We start from the raw sequence: 18812 nt of genomic DNA on the forward strand, positions 1-18812 counted from the left end.
CTATGTCGCATACGGCGCCGCAGGGGGCCGCAGCGAGGACTACGGAGCGTGCCGATGCGAAGACAGTTCATCAACGAACCGGGCGACGTGGTGTCCGAGGCGCTGGAGGGGTTCGCCGCGGCCTGGCCGCGGCACGTGCGCCTCAACGCCGACCCCGCCTACGTCGTGCGCGCCCGCCCGGCCGCGGACAAGGTCGCGGTGGTCTCCGGCGGCGGCTCGGGCCACGAGCCCCTGCACGTGGGCTTCGTGGGCACCGGCATGCTCGACGCCGCCGTGCCGGGGGCCGTCTTCGCCTCCCCCACAGCCGTGCAGATCCGGGCGGCCTCGCAGGCGGCCGACACCGGCCGGGGAGTCCTGCACGTGGTCAAGAACTACACCGGAGACGTGCTCAACTTCCGCATCGCCGGGGAGCTGCTGGCCGACGCGGGCGTGCGCAGCGAGATCGTCCTGGTCGACGACGACCTGGCCACCGACACCGGCGACGGCGGGGGCCCGGGACGCCGGGGCACGGCGGCGGTCGTGGCGGTGGAGAAGGTCTGCGGCGCCGCGGCCGAGCGCGGTGCCGACCTGGCGGAGCTGACCGCGCTCGGGCGCCGGGTGGCCGAGCGCAGCCGCACCCTGTCCGTGGCGCTGGCCGCGGGCGCCCACCCGGGCGAGTCGCGTTCCTCGTTCGAACTGCCCGCGGACGAGGTGGAGTTCGGCGTGGGCATCCACGGCGAGCGGGCCCGACAACGGCGGGCCTTCGGACCCTCCCGCGAGTTGGTGCCCCCGATGGTCTCGCCGCTGGTAGAGGCGCTGGGCCTGGGCCGCGGGGACCGGGTGGTCGCCATCGTCAACGGGCTGGGCGCCACACACGACCTGGAGCTGTACGGGGTGTTCCGCGAGGCGCGGCGCGTCCTGGACGCCGCCGGGATCGGGGTGGCCCGCTCCCTCGTGGGGTCCTACGTGACCTCCCTGGACATGGCGGGCTGCTCGGTCACCCTGGTCGAGGCCGACGACGAGGTGTTGGAGCTGTGGGACGCTCCGGCCGCCACACCCGCGCTCACCTGGTAGAACGTCCGTCCCAGCACAGTCCGAACGGGAGCACCGGCATGGCAGAGCAGCTCAGTCCCTCCGACGTCGAGCGGTGGGTGCAGGCCTTCATCGGCGCGGTCGAGGAGGAGGGCGCACACCTCACCGACCTGGACCGCCGCAGCGGCGACGGCGACTTCGGCACCAACATGACCACCGCGCTGCGCCGCACGCGCGAGGCCCTGGCCGACACCGCCGCCACCGGGTCGGCCGGGCAGTCCTTCGAGGTGATGGCGGAGACCTTCCTGGGCCACAGCGGCGGCACCAGCGGCCCGCTGTTCGGCATGTGGTTCCGCGAGTTCGGCAAGGCGGGCGCGGGTGCGCAGGCGTTCACCCTGGCGATGGTGGCCGAGGCCACCGCGAACGGGTGGGCGACCCTGCACCGGCTGGGGTCGGCCGAGGTCGGGGACCGCACCATGGTCGACGCCGTCGCCCCGGCGTCGGAGGCCCTGGCCGGGGCCGTGGACCGCGGCGCGGGGCTGCACGCCGGGCTGCGGGAGGCGGCGCGGGCCGCGCGGGAGGGCGCGGACGGCACCAGCGAACTGCTCGGCCGCCGGGGGCGCACCAGCTACGTGGGTGAGGCCGCCCTGGGCAGCCCGGACCCCGGCGCGGTGACCGTCGCCCTGTTCTACCGGGCAGCGCAGGGGGTCGTCGGAGTCTGAGCCCCGGTCGGCCGGGACCGCGCCCGGGGGCGTGCGGCCAAGGCCCCACGCCCCCGGCCGGACGCGCGGCGAGGGGCCCGGCCCGGTCAGGCGCCGCCGAGGTACTCCACGAAACGCACCCCGGTCCCGCCCGGGCCGCAGCTCACCCCGACCATGCGGCCGGTGAACCCGCCCGCGACCTCGGTCGACAGGTAGCGTCCGTCGATCCGGGCCAGCTCGGTGGCGCCTTCGGGGGTGCGGACCGCGGCGACGACCACGTCCGGTCCCCGTTCGCGGCTGTACTCGGGCGCCGTCGAGGGCTCCACCCGCAGTTCGAGCACCGTGTCGGCGGACGCCGGCGCCTCCCCCAGCACGCTGGTGAGCGGTCCGGTCTGAGCGACGGCACGCACCCGTCCGCCCCCGACCTCCAGGGCGAACCGGTGGACGGGGTCGACGCGGACCTCCAGGGCGCCCGCGTCCCCGTCCGCGTCGATCCCGGCCCGGACAGTCATGGTCGTGTGCTCCTGGCGGCGGCCGACGAACACCCGCCCGTCCCCGGGAGGCGTCATCCGCCACCGGTCCCCCGACCACCGCAGCACCCGGTCGGGGAAGACCCCGGCGCCGACCCAGTCGGGGCCGGGCGTCCCCTCGCCCAGTGAGGCGCGCACCCGCGCCGGCTCCCCCGGTTCGACCGGTCCGCTCACCGTGGGCCAGCCCTCGCGCCAGGCGACGTCGGCGGCGAAGGACTCCCTGCCCAGCACGTGCCAGCCGGGGAAGGAGCCCGAGGGTCGCACTCCCAGGAACACCGCCGCCCACGACCCGTCCGGCCGCTCGACCAGGTCGGCGTGGCCGGTGTTCTGCACCGGGCCCGGCGTCCCCCTGGCGGTCAGCAGGGGGTTGTGCGGGCAGGCCTCGAAGGGGCCCTCCGGCGAGGGCCCCCGGGCGACCGTCACCGCGTGCCCGGGGCCGGTGCCGCCCTCGGCGACCAGCAGGTACCACCACCGCCCGACGCGGTACAGGTGCGGGCCCTCGGGGTCCCTGCCCCCGGTGCCGCTCCACAGCGAACACGGCTGGGACAGCAGCTCGCCGGTGGCCGGGTCGAGGACGGCCTGGCGGATGCCGCCGTCGGACCAGGTGAGCAGGCACCTGCCGTCCCCGTCCCAGGCCAGGTCCGGGTCGATGCCGCCGGCGCCGCGGATCCGCACCGGGTCGGACCACGGACCGGCGGGGTCGGTCGCCGTCATCAGCAGGTGTCCGGGGCCGTCGGAGACGTTGGTGGTCACCAGGAAGAAGGTGCCGTCGTGGTGGCGCAGGGTCGGGGCGTAGACGCCCGAGGACGGCGCGGCGCCGGACAGCACCAGTTGGGAGGGCCGGTCCATGACCGCGCCGACCCGCTCCCAGGACACGAGGTCCCGCGACCGGAACAGGGGGACCCCCGGCGCGTACTCGAAGCTCGAACACGCCAGGTAGAACACGTCGCCCACACGGCACACCGTGGGGTCGGGGTGGAAACCGCCGAGGATCGGGCGGGTCGGCAGGACGCCGCCTCCGGGGGGAACTTCGGGCTCGGTCACCCAACGAGTGTGACACGCCCCACCGGGCCGACCCGGAGCGGGGCGGGCGCCCGCCCGCTCCGTTCCGGTCCGGTCGGACGGTACCGGCCCCACAGTGCCAGCACAGTGCCAACCCCTTGCAACGCCGAGTCCCTGAGCGGTGGAGGCCTGTTGTAGCGGCAGCGAAGGCGGCGGGTGTCCGGGGGCGCCGCTGAACGCTCTGGTCACGGGTGGTGGTCGAGGCAGCGGCGCCTGCTGCCGCGAAGTGGCGCAGGCTGCGACCAACGCCTGAGGTTGTGGGGTGGTGGGGCTTTGCTGCGTTGGCACCAAAGTCGGCGGGTGCCTGGGCACGCCGTTCAACGCCCTTGTCGCGGGTGGTGGCCGGAGGTGGCGGCGCCTGCTGCCGCGAGGTGGTGCGGAGGGCGACCAACGCTTGATGTTGGTGGGTGGTGGGGCTTTGCTGCGTTGGCACCAAAGGCGGCGGGAGTGGCGGGCCTGGGGCAGCGCGACCGGCCCCTGTGGCGGGGGTGGGCGACGGTGGCAGCGACGACGGCTGGCGGCAGGGCCCGGGCCGCCTGGCGGGCGCGGGCATGCCGGGGCCCGGCCCGGCCAGGGGTCACTCCCGGGGCGGTGGAACCGCAACCCTGCCGGGCGGATAATCCTGTTCCCTCCGCTGGTGTGTGCGGAGTTCGCGTTGGTACTTGGCCCGGTTATGCGGCCCACACAAGGGTTGCAGGTTCGCCACCACCGTGCGCCCGCCCCGAGAGAACGACTGCACATGATCGGCCTGGCAGAGGGCCACCGGAACTTCGCACCCGCCCGGGTGGGCGCAGGTGGTGTGCCCGTGGAACGCGGCGGTGCGCTGGCGGGCTGAGGCCAACCGGCGGCTGTGGCCCACATCCAGGACCTGCCCGGTGGGCGGGGCGGTGAGCATCCGCACCACCTCAGAGTCGGCGGCCAACTCGTGCACCACCCCGACCGGAATCACCCGTCCGCGCTCGTCCAGCGCCGGAACTTCCTGGCCCTGGGTGTCCAGGTAGGTCTGCACCGGCACCACGATGCGGATCTGCGCCAACGCAGCGGGGGCGTTGGCGCATCCGGTGTGGGTGGTGGCAAAGCGCAGCGCCGCGATGAGCGCGTCGTGCTCCCGCTGCGACCGCGACCGCGTGTCCTCGTCCGAGGGTGGGGTGGTGAAGGTGTCGATGGCCGCGCGCACGATCAACGCATCCCCACTGCCGCCCCACGCCTGGAGCTGGTAGCTGCCCTGGAACGTGTCATGCACGACCAGCCCACGCGAGGCGTGAGCGGCCTGGTGGTCGCGGTCCAGGCGGTGGGGGTCCAAACGGTGCGCGACCTGGCGGGCCACTGACTGGAGTTGGTTGACCGACAACGCAGGCCGCTCCGCCTTCGCGGCCACCAACGCCGACTCGAACCCCTGCCGGTACTGCGCCTGATCGGGGAAATGCTCGGTGTCGCGGGTCTGGACGGCCTTGTCGGTGACCTTGGCGATCACCACCGCCTCACCCAACCCCACCACGCCCTCAGCCACCGCCTGGGCGGTGGCGGGCAAGGTCTCCTCGTGCACGTGCTGGGCCAGCCGCGCCAAATCCTTGGCCTGGGAGGTGGGCAACTTGCCGTGGTGCACCAACCACTTGTCCAACGTGCTGTAGCCGCTGTAGCGGGCCACCGCACCCCGCGCGTACAAACGCGCCATCCGCGCCAACGCCTGGTACCGGATCTGGTCCAGCTGGGCCCACAGCGCCGCGATCTCCTCAGCGGCGCTCTCGTCCGCCCCGGGCGGCACGTCGGCGTTCAACGCGTGGTCGATGATCTCGCGCGCACCGGCCAGCGCGGCCACGGCCGGGGAACATTCCCCGGGGGCCGCCTCGGGCGCTGCGGTCATCATCTCCATACTTCTTATCATAGGCCGCCGATCGCCCTTTCTCCACCATTCACAGCATCAATTGCCGACTTTCTTTCTGGAGGATGCTTTTGCCTCATGGGTCGCAATGGTGCCGGATTAAAAGGTGTCCGAAAAGGTGCGCCCAGAATGCCATATTGACCTCGGCGATGCCGCCCCCCGACCACAGGGGCCAGGATCGTTGCCCGAGACCGGAGGGCCTGCTGGCCGTTGGTGCTGACGCAGCAGAGCCCGACCACCCCCACACCCCGGGCGTTGGTCGCCCTCCTGTAGCCGCTCCCGCCTTTGGTGCCGCTTTTCGTCGGCCGCCCACGCCCCCACCCGGCGCCCGCCGTTTCCCGCAGCCCGTACCCTTTCGCGGCAGCTGGCGCGCTTTCGTTGCCGCCAGCAATCCCCAGCAGGAATAGCGTAGGGAGGGGCCCTGTGGACGGCCCCTCCCTACCCCTCATTTCTTTATGCCCGGCGAGGCGCTTTAGGGCACACCAAAACGCCCCCTGGGTGGGATCCCCCCTATTTCCAGCAAACCATCACCGCACCACCCACGACCAGCCCCAATCCCCACCTGTGGAAGACACGCGAACGGCCCCGGACGATCGCCCGGGGCCGGAACACTGCCTGGAGGAAACGGAAACCGGTCAGGCGTCGATGGTGAGCTCGCCCATCCGGTCCCAGCCCTCGCCCTCCACGGCCCGGCTGACGATGAGCGGGGTCTCGGTGAGCAGCGGCTTCATGGCGGCCAGCCCGTCGCGGAAGTGGTCGCTGTTGACGTGTGCCTCGGCTGCGCCGTCCTTGAACGCCTCGACGAGCACGAACTCGTTCTCGCGCTCGACGCTGCGGGACCACTCGAACCACAGGTTGCCCGGCTCGGCGCGGGTGGCCGCGGTGAAGTCGGCGACCGCGTCCAGGAAGCCGTCTCCGACCTCGGGCTTGGCCCGGAACTTGACGACGATGAGGATCATCGTCCCTCCTCCCTGTTGCTGCTGTGGGACACGGTGTGCCGCGCCCCGTCCCCACTTTCCCAGAAACGGCGACCTCGGCGGCAACCGGACGGGCCGGGGCGAACCGGTCCACGGACCCGGGACGGTCTCAGGAACGGCGCGGCGGCTCCCCGCCCTCCGGCCCCGCGATGCCCACGGCGCCGCGGTAGCCGTCCCGCTCCAGCGACGACATCGCGTCGAGCGCGGCGTCGGACACGGGCAGCAGGTGGGCGTCGACCCAGGTGTCGCCCGTGGCATCGTTGGTCCAGGGGTCCTCGACCACGAGCGCGCCCGGCACGGCCCCGTGGCAGAGCACCCAGTGCGGCACGTCGAAGCCCTGCATCGCGGCCAGGGAGACCAGCAGCAGCACGCGCTCCCCCCGGCCGACCGCGCCGCGGATGTCGGCCGTGGACAGGCGGCGCGGGTCCACCGGTACCCCGGCGCGCTCCGCGTCCGCCCGCGACGCGCGCTGGAGGACGGCGCGCCACTCCCTCTCGTCCCCGGCGTAGGAGTCGAGCATGACCGGCCGGTCCACGTCGAGGAACACCGTGACGGGCGACGACGGCCACGCCCGGCGCACGGCCACGCCCAGCCCGACGGGCTCGCAGGCGGGGAAGTTCGTCGCGTCGCGCCACAGCGTCAGCTCCGCCGGACGCTCCAGGGACTCGCGGGGCACCGCCCCGGCCTGCACCTGCGCGACCAGGGCGGTGACGGCGCCGCACGTGAAGTTCGTGGACTGGCGGTAGTACGGCGGCTCCTCCACCGACTCCTCCCCCAGCCACCGCACGTGACCTGCAGGCGGACGGTTCCCGTCCCCCTCCTCCCCGCGCGGGGCCTCCAGCGGTGCGAAGCCGGCGGCTGCGGCCTCCTTCGCGCCGACCGTCCACCCCTCCCACTTGACCTGCACGAGCCCCCGGCCCCGCGCGCGGGCCAGGACCGCCGCCGCGGCGGCGGGCACGTCACCGACGGCGTCGACGATCTTGGCGTAGGCCGTGCGCGGGCGCGCCGTCACCAGTGCGGCGGCGGCCCAGCCCTCCCCCGCGGCGTCGGGGACGGCCACGATCTCGGGCGCGTGGGCCGAGCGGTCGACGGCTCCCCAGCGTTCGAGCACCGGGCCGGGGGCGATCCGGGCCAGCGGCGCGGGCACGGCGGCCGGGTCGAAGGGGACGACGACCGGGGCGGGCGCGTCGGGACTGTGGGACGGCATTCGGTACTCCTGGTGCGGATCAGAGGGGATCGGCGGTTCACGCGCGGGAGCGGCGCAGCAGCCAGACGAGGTAGGGGGCGCCGACCAGGGCGATCATGAGCCCGGCCGGCAGTTGGGCCGGGGCCAGCAGCGTGCGGCCCAGGGTGTCGGCCACGCAGACCAGCAGCGCGCCCAGCAGCATCGCGACCGGAACGCTGCGCCCGTGCCGGGCGCCGACCAGCGCGCGGGCCAGGTGGGGTGCCACGAGCCCGACGAAGCCGACGACCCCGACCGCGACCACGCTGACGGCGGCCAGGACTGCGGCGACGGCGAGCAGCACCAGCCGCATCCGCTCCACCCGCATGCCGAGGATGCGGGGCGTGTCCTCGTCCACGGCGATCAGGTCGAGGTGGCGGGCCATGCCGATGATCAGCGGCGCCGCCAGCACGAGCGCCACCGCGACCGGAACGACCTCCGGCAGGGTGCGCCCGTAGGTCGTGCCGGACAGCCACGTGAAGATGCGCGGGGTCTGCCAGGGGTCGGCGCGCAGGAGCAGGAACGTCGTGACCGCGCTCAGGCTGTACCCGCACCCGATGCCGATCAGCACGAACCGGTCAGGACGCAGCCCGCCCCTCCAGGCCAGCACGGCGATCAGCACGAACGTGGCCAGGCCCGTGAGGAGCGCCATGGTGACCAGCGACGGCAGGCCGCTGCCGGGGCTGGCGGTCACCACGATCACCGCCCCCAGCCCGGCTCCTGCGGTGATGCCCAGCAGTCCGGGCTCCGCGAGCGGGTTGCGCACGGTGCTCTGGACGGCGCTTCCGGCCAGGGCCAGCGCCGCTCCGGCGAGCACGGCGGCGGCCACGCGGGGGAACCGTTCGTCCAGGGACCGGCCGATCAGGTCCGGTGCGCTCCCCTGGAGCCACAGGGCGATGTCGCCCGTGCGCAGCCACAGGCTGCCCGCGAGCAGGCCCACGAGCGCCGCCGAGACGAGCAGGGCCGCCGCGACCAGCAGGACGACGAGGAAGCGCCGCCGCGTGCGCGGCCCGGTCCGCGCGCCCGGCGGTCGGCGCACCGGGCCCGCGTCGCGCAGGCGCAGGGCCAGGACCACGATGAGCAGGCCGCCGAGCACGGCCGTGGGCACTCCCGTGGGGATCGAGGCGGCGCCCTCGGCGCCGAGCAGCGCGCGCAGCCCGGCGTCCGCGAGCAGGATCAGGAGGGCGCCCAGGAGCCCGGAGGCGGTCACGAGCAGCAGGTGCCTCCGCAGCGGCCGGATCCACCCGGCGAGCAGGCGCGCCAGCACGGGCGCGCCCAGACCGACGAAGGCGATCGGGCCGGCCAGCGTCACCGCCGCTCCGGTGAGGAGCACGGCGCAGAGCACCGCGGCGGTCCGGGTCGAGCGCAGGGGCACGCCGAGCGAGGCCGCGGTGTCGTCGCCCAGGCCCAGCACGTCCAGCCTTCGGCTCAGCAGCAGTGCCGCGCCCAGCACGGCGACGATGAGCGGCATCGCGCGCAGGGACGCGTCGATGTTGAGCTGGGCCAGGGAGCCGCTCCCCCAGGCGAAGAGGCCGGTGGTGTTCTCCTTGAACAGGATCAGCAGCATCGCGGTCGCCGCGTCCAGGGCCATCGCGGTCGCAGAACCGGCCAGGATCAGCCGCGTCGTGGCCGTTCCGGCGGCGTTGCCCGCCAGTCCCAGCACGAGCGCGGCGGCCAGGAGCCCCCCGGTGAAGGACACCAGGCCGGAGGCCCACAGCGGGACGGCGAACCCGAACGCGGCCACCAGGGTCAGGGCCAGGTAGGACCCCGCCGTGACCGCGAGCGTGTCGGGGGAGGCGAGCGCGTTGCGGGTGACCGACTGCAACAGCGCCCCGGCGACGCCGAGGGCGAAGCCCACGGCCACACCGGCGAACAGGCGAGGAAGCCGCGATCCGGCCAGCACGTCGCCGACCGGCACCCCGTCGACGGCCTCCCGTTCCCCGGCCGCGTAGCGCACCAGGTCCCACCACCCCACGCCGGAGGTCCCCTGCGTGAGGTGCAACACGGCCACCGCGAGGATCGCGGTGACCAGTCCCGCGAGGACCGCCGCCCCGGCGGCGCCGCCGCGCGCGCCGACGCGCGGCAGCGGGGACCGACGGGGCGGGGCCTGAACCGGTCCGCTCATTCCTGGGTGATCGCGTCGGCGAAGGCGTCGACGGCCTGCGCGGTCGAGCGCGGGCCGCCCGCGCCCCAGATCCGCGGGGGGAAGGCGTGGGCCCGCTCCTCCTCCACGGCCGGGAGGGAGTTCCAGATCGGGTTCTCCTCCAGCGCCTCCACGTAGCCGCCGACGCCCTCGTCGTTGGCGTAGAAGAGGTTGGCCCCGCCCACGGCGGTGAGCCCCTCGACGTCGGTCTGCGCCAGGCCGTAGGAGGGGTTGACGCCGCCGTCCCCGTAGGCCTCGTTGATCTCGTCGGTCCAGACCGGGGTCATCCCGAGCTCCTCACCGAGGGCGGTGAACAGCGCGCCCTCGCCGTAGGGCCGGATGGTGAGGTTGCCGCCCTGGAGCCACCCGTCGAAGTACAGGAAGTCCTTCGTGGGCAGGTCGACGGCGGCCACCCGCTCCTTGGCCTCGGCGAGGTGGGCGTCGAACTCCCCGATCACCTGGTCGGCGCGCTCGGTGCGCCCCGTCGCCTCGCCGATCATCTGGAAGACGCGCCGCATGTTCCCGACGGGGTCGGCCGGGTCGGCGCCCAGCGTGACGAGGACGGGCACCCCGCGCTCCTCCAGCTGCGCGATGATCTCGTCGTCGGCGCTGAAGGCCTCGACGATGACCAGGTCGGGGTTCTGCGCGTACAGGGTGTCGAGGTCGGGCTCCTCGCGGTTGCCGATGTCGGTCACGCCCTCGGGCAGCTCCTCCGCGCTCACCCAGGTGCTGTAGCCCTCGGTGTCGGAGACCGCCACGGGGGTGACGCACAGGGTGAGCGCGTCCTCGACCTGCTGCCACTCCAGGACGGCGATGCGCTCGGCGGGCTGGTCGAGCTCGACCTGTCGGCCGACACCGTCGGTCAGCGACACCGGGCCCGTGGACGTGGTCGTGGTGTCCTCGGCGCAGCTCTCGGAGGCGGGTGCGGCGACGCCGCCGGCCTCGGCCTCCTCGACGCTGGTGGTGCCGCATCCCGTGACGGCGAGGGCGAGGGCGGCGCAGGCCGCGGTCGCGAGGCGGGGGAGACGGGTCATGGGTGCTTCTCTCTGTTCTGTTCTGCGGTGTTCGGGTGGTCCGCGTCCGCGGACCGGGGACGGGCCGTGTGGCGGCCCACGGGGTCGATGCGCAGGCGGCCGGTCCGGGGGTCGTGGGCGACCTCGACCCGGATGCCGTAGACCTCGCTGAGGTTTCGACTGGTGAGGACCTCGGCCGGGTCGCCCGCGGAGTGGACGCGTCCGGCGCTCAGCAGCAGCAGCGTGTCCGCGACGCGCGCGGCGTGGTCGAGGTCGTGCAGCACGACGCCGACGGCGACCCCGTGCTCCTCGGCGAGGTCGCGGATCAGGTCGAGGGTCTCGACCTGGTAGCGCAGGTCCAGGTGGTTGGTAGGCTCGTCCAGCAGCACGACGCCGGTGTCCTGGGCCAGGCAGGTGGCGAGCCAGACGCGCTGCATCTCTCCGCCGGAGAGCTGTCCGGCCGCCCGGTCGGCCATGTCCCGCACGCCGGTGGCGTCCATCGCGTTCTCGACGGCGTGCCGGTCCTGGTCGGAGAGCCCCGCGAGGCCGCGCCGGTAGGGGTGGCGTCCGAACGCGACGACGTCCCTGACCGCCAGGCCCTCCGGCGTGGGCCGGGCCTGGGCGAACAGGGTGACCTCCCGGGCGAACCGGCGTGCGCTGAGCAGGGAGGCCGGACGCCCGGGTTCCCCGTCCCCGCCGCCGAGCGTGACCTGCCCCTCGTCGATGCGGTGCAGTCGGGCGAGCGAGCGCAGGAGCGTGGACTTGCCGCTGCCGTTGGGCCCCACCAGGGCGGTCACGCGCCCGGCCTCCAGGGTCAGCGAGGCCCCGTGGACGACCGTGGAGCTGCCGTAGCTCAGGACCAGCCGGTCCCCGCTCAGGGCGTGCGCGCGCGTCACGGCACTGGGCACGCCGGGCGTGCCGGGACCGCGGCGGCCGTGGCGGAGGACGGACGCGGCACTGCGCGGAGCGCGTGCGCACACTGTCCGACCAGCGGATACGGCCGAACACGAGCACGGGCGCCCGATCGGGAGATTAGGTTAGCCTTCACTCACTCAGGATAGATTCGGCCGCTCCGTGGCTGCAATCAGGACTTTCGGACACCGGATACGGAATTCCGGCCAACGACCGCCCCGGAAGAGCCGAAGTACGTCCCCGGGGTGGTGCCCATCACGCGCCGGAAGGCGTCGATGAAGGTGCTGGTCTGGGCGTATCCGAGGAGTTCGGCGGCGTCCTGCACCTCGCGCCCCTCGCCGAGCAGCATGAGCGCCCGGTGGATGCGCAGTGACTGCCGCCACTGCGCGAACGAGAGCCCGGTGGCGGCGCGGAAGGCCCGGCTGACCGTGCGGGGGCTGACTCCCAGGTCGCGCGCCCACTCCTCCAGGGAGCGGTCGTCGGCGGGGTCGCGCAACAGGGCGTCGGCGATCACGTCGGCCCGGGCCTCGCCGGGCAGGCGCAGCGCGAGCTGGGGCAGGGACGGCTCCAGCACGTCGAACACGACCGCCTCCGCGCGCGAGCGCGCCCCGGCGTCCAGGTCGGTGCGGGCCAGACGCATGAGCAGCGACTCCAGCACGGGGGTCATCGCGATGGCCGTGGGGCCCTCGAAGGCGACCGGCGTGCGGCCCGGGGCGAAGAAGGCGGTGTGGAGTTCGGCTCCGGCCGTCAGCCGGCCGGCGTGCACATCCCCCGCGGGCACCCACAGCCCGCACCCCTCGGAGACGGTGAAGACGCGGTCGCCGACGCGGGAGGTCAGCGCCCCGCAGCGCACCCACACCAGTTCGTGCGCGGGGTGCGCGTGCGGCTCCCACTCCGCGGGGGCGCCCGGCGCGTGGGACTCCGCGATGATCACGAAGGGCGCCGCGGCCCCCTCCGGAAGCGGGGCGGCCCGCCGCACCAGGGTGCTCGGCTCGCGCCGCCAGGCCCCCAGGCCCGCGCCCTCCCCGGAGGACGCGGGCGTCCCGGGCGATGCGCTGCCGGTACGCTCCGGAAGCGGAGAAATGGGCGACATGTCCTTATTGTCGCAGTCGGTGCTGGGTAAGGCGTCCGGACTGCCGCGCGCCGACCCGGCGCGGACGGCTCCCGAGCCACAAGAGGCCCCGACCACTCCCGACGAGCCGTCAGCAGTGTTTACCCTCACACGGACACACGCCGTGGCCTGCGATAGGGTGGAACGTCGTCGTCGCGCCGCCCGCGGTGGGACCCGGGGACAGCTCTTCCCCCTCGTCCCCCGCCGTCAGTGCCCGTCGGCGACCGGGCAGGGCTGCGTTCGACGCTCCGCCCCACTCCATGCCGCGCCTGCCGCGCTGGCCGTGAGACCGGGCGGTCGTTCCCGGCGGCCGCCACGCGCGCACAGCGCATGGAGCTTCAGATACCGGCTGCGGCGCGTCCCGGCCGGTGCTTCCATTCGAGGGGCTTCCTCTACTCCATGTTCTCCACTCTGCGCTCACGCGCGTCCGCGCGAGGCAGACGTACCGACTTCTGGGTCATGGGCGTGTCCGGCGTCTTCATGACCGTCTTCGTCACGGCCGCCCTCGTCTCGCCCGGTGCGGTCGGGACCGTCGTGGACACGGCTTTCACCTGGTCCGCGCGCTGGTTCGGCGCCTACTGGCAGCTGCTGATGCTGGCCACCTTCGTCGTCATCACCGTCCTGGCCTTCTCCCGCTACGGCCGGGTGCGCATGGGGGGCTCCGGCAAGCCCGAGTTCAAACGGTTTACCTGGGTCGCGATGATCACCACCACCCTGCTCGCCGCCGGAGGGGTGTTCTGGGCGGCGGCCGAGCCCATCGCCCACTACTCCTCCCCTCCACCGCAGTACGCCGACCAGGTGGACGAGGGCTCCGCCGCCGCCGTCGCGATGGCGCAGAGCTTCGTGCACTGGGGCTTCATCGGCTGGGCGATCGGCGGTGCACTGGCCACCCTGGTCATGATGCGCGGGGTCGAGAAGGGCATGCCGCTGCGCCCGCGCACCCTGCTGTGGCCGCTCATGGGCGAGCGTGTTCGTACGCACTGGATCGGCACGGTCGTCGACATCAGCTGCGTGCTCGCCGTAGTGGCCGGAACCGTGGGGCCCATCGGCTTCCTCGGCCTCCAGATCTCCTACATCTGCAGCCGGCTCTTCGGGCTGCCCGACACCTACGCCGTCCAGGCGCTGATCATCCTGGGCCTGACCGTGGTGTCCGCGGTGTCTGTGCTGAGCGGGATCCACAAGGGCATCCAGCTGCTGAGCCGGGCCAACGTCTGGGTGGCGCTGGTCCTCATCCTGGCCGTCCTCGGCATGGGGTCGCTGCCCTTCGTCGCGGACCTCTACATCCAGGCGAGCGTGGTGCACACGCAGGAATTCCTGCCCATGGCCCTGTACACGGGCGACGAGCAGTGGCTCGGGTACTGGACCCTGTTCTTCTTCGGCTGGTTCCTGGGCTTCGGTCCGATGATGGCGATCTTCTTCGCCCGCATCTCCCGGGGCCGCACCGTGCGCGACATCTACGTCGGGGCGACGGTGCTGCCCACGGTGGTGACCACGATCTGGTTCACCGCGCTGGGCGGCACCGGCATCTGGCTGGAGAAGCAGGACCCGGGGGTCATCACGGGCCCCTACGCCCGGGACGGACTGCCCGCCGCTGCGCTGGCCATCCTGGAGGCGCTGCCGCTGACGGCGGTGCTGGGCGTGCTGACGGTGATCGTCGCGCTGATCTTCCTGGCGTCCACGCTCGACTCGATGTCCTACGCCATCTCGGTCTCCAGCATGCACGAGGGCGAGCCCTCGGGCCTGGTCCGCGCGTTCTGGTGCGTGGGGATGGGCCTGGCCGCCGTCGCGCTGCTGCTGGTCGGGGACGGCGGGATCCAGGCGCTGCAGTCCTTCATCGTGGTGACCGCGGTGCCCGTCGGCCTGATCATGCTGCCGACGCTGTGGACCACGCACCCGCTGCTGCGCGACATGGCGGTCGAGCAGGGCATCGTCGCCCCGTCCCCGTCACGGGACGGGGACGGGGCCGACGCGCAGCGGGCCGAGGAGCCGGTCGGCTAGGGCCTGCCGTCAGCGTTCAGCCGCGCCCGGGTCCCCTTCCGGGTCCCTGACACGGCGGGGCCCGGGCCGCGGACGTACTCGCGTCCGCGGCCCGGGCCGGAGTGGTCGTCCTACCGCTGGCCGTCCCCGCCGGGTGCGGTGGCCGCCTCCTCCTTGGCGGCGAGCAGCGAGGCGTGGGTGGGCGCGTCGGGCACGTGCGCGGGCCGGCTCCTGGCGAACTCCTTGCGCAGCACCGGAACGACCTCCTCGCCGAGCAGGTCCAGCTGCTCCAGGACCGTCTTGAGCGGCAGGCCCGCGTGGTCCATGAGGAAGAGCTGGCGCTGGTAGTCGCCGAAGGAGTCGCGGAAGGTCAGCGTGCGGTCGATGACCTCCTGCGGACTGCCGACGGTCAGCGGGGTCTCGCGGGTGAACTCCTCCAGGGAGGGGCCGCCGCCGTAGACCGGCGCGTTGTCGAAGTAGGGGCGGAACTCCTTCACCGCGTCCTGGGAGTTCTTGCGCATGAACACCTGTCCGCCCAGGCCGACGACGGCCTGCTCTGCTTTGCCGTGGCCGTAGTGCTCGAAGCGGCGGCGGTAGAGCGAGATGAGCTTCTTGGTGTGCGTGGCGGACCAGAAGATGTTGTTGTGGAAGAAGCCGTCCCCGTAGAAGGCGGCCTGCTCGGCGATCTCGGGGCTGCGGATGGAGCCGTGCCAGACGAAGGGGGGCACGCCGTCCAGGGGGCGGGGGGTGGAGGTGAAGCCCTGCAGCGGGGTGCGGAACTTGCCCTCCCAGTCCACCACGTCCTCGCGCCAGAGCCGGTGCAGCAGGTTGTAGTTCTCCAGTGCCAGCGGGATGCCCTGGCGGATGTCCTGGCCGAACCAGGGGTAGACGGGGCCGGTGTTGCCGCGGCCCATCATCAGATCCACCCGGCCGTCGGCCAGGTGCTGGAGCATGGCGAAGTCCTCGGCGATCTTGACCGGGTCGTTGGTGGTGATCAGCGTGGTGGAGGTGGACAGGATGAGCCTGTCGGTCCGGGCCGCGATGTAGCCGAGCATCGTGGTCGGTGAGGAGGCCACGAAGGGCGGGTTGTGGTGCTCGCCGGTGGCGAAGACGTCCAGGCCCACCTCCTCGGCCTTGAGCGCGATGGTCACCATCGCCTTGACGCGCTCGGCCTCGGTCGGCGTACGGCCGGTGGTGGGGTCGGTGGTCACGTCGCTCACCGAGAAGATTCCGAACTGCATGGCCCGCTCCCCTAGGTATCTTCCAAAGAAGTAGTTTCCGATTAAACTATCATGCGGAACGCCCCGGAGCCGCCCCGCATTCCCCTTCGCTTCCCCGCGCGCAACGCCCGGTGGGCCCGCGTTCATCCACAGGCACGCTCCGTATCCACCGAATGTCACTCTCCCCTGGTATCCCTGGAAAAGCCGACAACGGCACGGTCACCGGGCGTCACGGCGACCGGAACGGCTGAACACGTGAAGGAGGAGGGCGCACACCCCCGGCCCGCGCGCCCGCAGCCCCATGGCCACCACCCTCGATCCCCGACGCCGCCTTCCCCACCAGGACCGAGACCGGACCGACCGCGACCCCGTGGTGCTCGCCGACGCGCTCAGCGACGTCATGACCGCCCTCACCGACGTCGACCCCGACCTGCTCGTCGTCACCGACACCCGGGCCTGAGTTCCGGGCCCGAGCTGCGGCCGCACGGCCGCGATGGGCCTCCGCGCCGGGGCGGTCCCCCTCCGGCGGGACCGCCCCGGCGGTCGGCCGTGCGCCGCTTCGTCCCGGCTACGGCCCGCTCAGGCGGGGACCAGGCCCCCGGGGTGCCCGGGCGGGAAAGAGCGCACCAGCTCGATCGGACCGACGATGTGGGCGTCGAACACGGCCAGCTCCCCGGCGGGCACCCACAGCTCCAGGATCGTGCGCCCGTCGGCCCGCCGCACCGGATAGCGGGAGGCGAAGTCCGCGTCCACGCGAAAGCGTGTGACGTGCCCCTCGCCGTCGCGTGGCAGGTTCCACTCGCGGGCGATGCGCACCGCGTAGTCCTCGTTGAGCACGGGGTAGAAGATCGCCTGCCCGGGCAGGCGCGGCGGCCACTCCCGCCAGCCGGAATCCCCGACCAGGGCGAGTTCCGCGGGCCCGGTGGGCCGCCACAGGGTGAGGGTCGCGGGCATGGGAACCGCCTCCTTGGGTAGGGCGTGGTCAGGAGCTTAGGAAGAGCGGGGACAGTCCGCACCCGCTTTTTACCGGACGATCCGAAAATCGGTCCGTCCAGCGGGAACACCTCCTACAGACGAAGCGTTCTTACAGGTGAAGCGCCCCAGACCGACCCCGATCCCCACCACCCGCACCCGACCCGCAGGTCCTGTGAGGCGCACACCACAATCCATGCGCGGATGTCAGCGCTCGTGTCGGCAATGGGGGTTTCCGGCACGTACTCAGCCGCTACATCCGCCTTCCCAGCGGCCAGACCGCACTCAGTGCATCCTGGCCGCGCCCGCTGTGGCCCGCGTTGGGGGACGCGGGCCACAGCCATGTCCGGGGCCTTTCCCCCTCTCCCCCACTGGGCCCGCGGTCCGCCCGCGCCCGAACGGTCTTTGGCACCCCACGGTCACCAGAAGTGACACAGTGGGAGAACACACGCATCCCGCCCCTCCGGGCGCCCGGCCGTCCCCACACGCCGGGCCGCACCGGTCCGTCCCCCTTCCTCCCGGCACCGGCGGCCGCCGAGGGCGTGCCCGCCGCACGACCGCGCGGTGGGCCCCGGCGGCGGAAGCCCGGACCGGTCCGCGAGGGGCACACCGCGAAGGAGCCCTCCTTGAACAGACCGAACGAGTTCCCCCGGGGCCGACCGGTGGTGCTGCGCGGCGGCACGGTGCTGCCCATGGACGAGGCGCGCACGGTCCTGACCGACACCGACGTCCTGGTCGTCGACGACCGCGTGGCCGCCGTGGGACCGCGCCTGCCGGTGCCCGACGGCACCGCGGAGATCGACGCCTCCGGCGGCCTGGTCATGCCCGGCATGATCGACACCCACCGCCACATGTGGCAGACCGCCATGCGGGGCTACGGGGCCGACTGGACCCTCGCCCAGTACTTCGTCTGGTACTACCTCGAACACGGCACGCGGTTCCGCCCCGCCGACGTGCACGCGGGGAACACACTCGCCGCCGTGGAGGCCCTGGAGGCCGGGGTCACCACCGTCGTGGACTGGTCGCACGGACTCCAGACCCCCGAACACGCCGACGCGGCCGCCGACGCGCTGCTGTCGGTCCCCGGCCGCCACGTCCTGGCCTACGGCGACATCCAGCGGGCGCCCGCCGAGTGGGCCGCCAGCCCCGACCTGCGCGCCTTCGTCGAACGCCACCGGAGCAACGACATGCTGGGCCTCCAGATCGCCTTCGACGTCACCGGTGACCCGGAGTTCCCCGAGAGGCCCGCCTTCGAGGCCGCCCGCGACCTGGGGTTGGCCGTCACCACCCACGCCGGGGTGTGGGGCGCCACGGGCGACGACGGCGTCCGGCTCATGCACGAGCACGGCTTCATGGGGCCCGAGACGGTGTACGTGCACGGCGCCTCCCTGTCCGCGGACTCCTACCAGCGCATCGCCGCCACCGGCGGGTCGGTGTCGGTCTCCACCGAGAGCGAGCAGAGCGCCGGTCAGGGCTACCCGCCCACCTGGGCGATGCGCGCGCACGGCATCCCGGTGTCGCTGTCGGTGGACAGCAGCGTGTGGCAGAGCGGGGACCTGTTCAGCGCCATGCGCGCCACCCTGGGCGCCGACCGGGCCCGCGAGCACCAGGAGGCGCACGGGCGCAGCGACACCGTCACCCACAGCGCCCTGCGCGCCGACCAGGTGGTGGAGTGGGCCACCCGGGGCGGGGCCGCCGCCCTGGGCCGCGACGACCTGGGCCGGATCGCGCCCGGCGCCAAGGCCGACCTCGTGCTGATCCGCAACGACGACTCGCCCGTGTCCTTTCCCCTGCTCAACCCCTACGGCCACATCGCCCTCCAGGCCCAGCGCGCCGACGTGCACACGGTCCTGGTGGACGGCCGGGTGGTCAAGCACGAGCACCGGCTGGTGGGCGTGGACCTGGCGGCCGTGCGCCGCGGCGTGGAGTCCACCGTCGAGCACCTGCGCGCCTCGGTCGGGGAGGAGGCCTGGACCGAGGGGATGAACCCCGACATCCCCGAGTCCAAGGTGCTGGACAATCCCTACACCTACACCGACTACCGCGACTCCGGCACCCGCGGGCGGTGAGCGCGGCGCC

15 protein-coding genes are annotated in these 18812 nt (G+C 73.4%); 5 read left to right on the forward strand and 10 right to left on the reverse strand.

The features are described 5' to 3' along the window. Nucleotides 1-54: 54 nt before the first annotated feature. Nucleotides 55-1053 (forward strand): dihydroxyacetone kinase subunit DhaK, encoded by a 999-nt coding sequence (locus AC0VX6_RS16040; RefSeq protein WP_475464967.1) that lies wholly within the window; start codon nt 55-57, stop codon nt 1051-1053. 38 nt (nt 1054-1091) lie between these two features. Beyond that, nucleotides 1092-1733, forward strand: a complete 642-nt coding sequence (locus AC0VX6_RS16045) for a DAK2 domain-containing protein (protein ID WP_475464968.1) — start codon at nt 1092-1094, stop codon at nt 1731-1733. An 86-nt stretch (nt 1734-1819) separates the two neighbouring features. Here the strand turns inward: AC0VX6_RS16045 and AC0VX6_RS16050 are convergent, their stop codons facing one another. The 8 genes from AC0VX6_RS16050 to AC0VX6_RS16085 all read right to left on the reverse strand — a co-directional run bounded on the left by AC0VX6_RS16050 (nt 1820) and on the right by AC0VX6_RS16085 (nt 12546). Then, nucleotides 1820-3286, reverse strand: coding sequence for a glycoside hydrolase family 43 protein (locus AC0VX6_RS16050; RefSeq protein ID WP_475464969.1), 1467 nt, complete (start codon nt 3284-3286; stop codon nt 1820-1822). 595 nt (nt 3287-3881) lie between these two features. After that, on the reverse strand, nt 3882-5168 hold the full coding sequence (locus AC0VX6_RS16055; protein ID WP_475469372.1) for an HNH endonuclease signature motif containing protein: 1287 nt from the start codon (nt 5166-5168) through the stop codon (nt 3882-3884). 653 nt (nt 5169-5821) lie between these two features. Then, the gene (locus tag AC0VX6_RS16060; RefSeq protein WP_475464971.1) at nt 5822-6145 is read right to left on the reverse strand and encodes a putative quinol monooxygenase; all 324 of its coding nucleotides are present in this window, start codon (nt 6143-6145) and stop codon (nt 5822-5824) included. Between the two features lie 127 nt (nt 6146-6272). Then, nucleotides 6273-7370: a peptidase C39 family protein gene (locus tag AC0VX6_RS16065; RefSeq protein ID WP_475464973.1), complete on the reverse strand. Its 1098-nt coding sequence runs from the start codon at nt 7368-7370 to the stop codon at nt 6273-6275. Between the two features lie 37 nt (nt 7371-7407). Next, on the reverse strand, nt 7408-9510 hold the full coding sequence (locus AC0VX6_RS16070; protein ID WP_475464974.1) for an iron ABC transporter permease: 2103 nt from the start codon (nt 9508-9510) through the stop codon (nt 7408-7410). After that, nucleotides 9507-10562, reverse strand: coding sequence for an iron-siderophore ABC transporter substrate-binding protein (locus AC0VX6_RS16075; protein WP_475464976.1), 1056 nt, complete (start codon nt 10560-10562; stop codon nt 9507-9509). The genes AC0VX6_RS16070 and AC0VX6_RS16075 overlap by 4 nt, the downstream gene beginning before the upstream one ends. Beyond that, nucleotides 10559-11449 (reverse strand): ABC transporter ATP-binding protein, encoded by an 891-nt coding sequence (locus AC0VX6_RS16080; protein WP_475464978.1) that lies wholly within the window; start codon nt 11447-11449, stop codon nt 10559-10561. Before AC0VX6_RS16080 ends, AC0VX6_RS16075 begins: the two co-directional genes overlap by 4 nt. A gap of 176 nt (nt 11450-11625) precedes the next feature. After that, a complete protein-coding gene (locus AC0VX6_RS16085; RefSeq protein ID WP_475464980.1) occupies nt 11626-12546 on the reverse strand; it encodes a helix-turn-helix domain-containing protein in 921 nt (306 codons plus the stop codon). Between the two features lie 417 nt (nt 12547-12963). Between AC0VX6_RS16085 and AC0VX6_RS16090 the strand changes: the two genes are divergently transcribed. Next, nucleotides 12964-14562: a BCCT family transporter gene (locus AC0VX6_RS16090; RefSeq protein ID WP_475464982.1), complete on the forward strand. Its 1599-nt coding sequence runs from the start codon at nt 12964-12966 to the stop codon at nt 14560-14562. 110 nt (nt 14563-14672) lie between these two features. Here AC0VX6_RS16090 and AC0VX6_RS16095 read toward each other — a convergent pair whose 3' ends face one another. Next, nucleotides 14673-15782 carry an LLM class flavin-dependent oxidoreductase gene (locus AC0VX6_RS16095; protein ID WP_475464984.1) on the reverse strand — a complete coding sequence of 370 codons (1110 nt, stop codon included), beginning with the start codon at nt 15780-15782 and terminating at the stop codon, nt 14673-14675. 280 nt (nt 15783-16062) lie between these two features. Between AC0VX6_RS16095 and AC0VX6_RS16100 the strand changes: the two genes are divergently transcribed. Beyond that, on the forward strand, nt 16063-16221 hold the full coding sequence (locus AC0VX6_RS16100) for a hypothetical protein (RefSeq protein ID WP_475464985.1): 159 nt from the start codon (nt 16063-16065) through the stop codon (nt 16219-16221). A 119-nt stretch (nt 16222-16340) separates the two neighbouring features. Here the strand turns inward: AC0VX6_RS16100 and AC0VX6_RS16105 are convergent, their stop codons facing one another. Next, nucleotides 16341-16715 carry an ADP-ribosylation/crystallin J1 gene (locus AC0VX6_RS16105; protein WP_274973517.1) on the reverse strand — a complete coding sequence of 125 codons (375 nt, stop codon included), beginning with the start codon at nt 16713-16715 and terminating at the stop codon, nt 16341-16343. A gap of 644 nt (nt 16716-17359) precedes the next feature. On the opposite strand from AC0VX6_RS16105, the gene AC0VX6_RS16110 reads away from it, so the two are divergent. Then, nucleotides 17360-18802 (forward strand): amidohydrolase family protein, encoded by a 1443-nt coding sequence (locus AC0VX6_RS16110; RefSeq protein WP_475464987.1) that lies wholly within the window; start codon nt 17360-17362, stop codon nt 18800-18802. The last annotated feature ends 10 nt before the right edge of the window (nt 18803-18812 follow it).

The organism is Nocardiopsis sp. iso_25 (genome assembly GCF_056173305.1).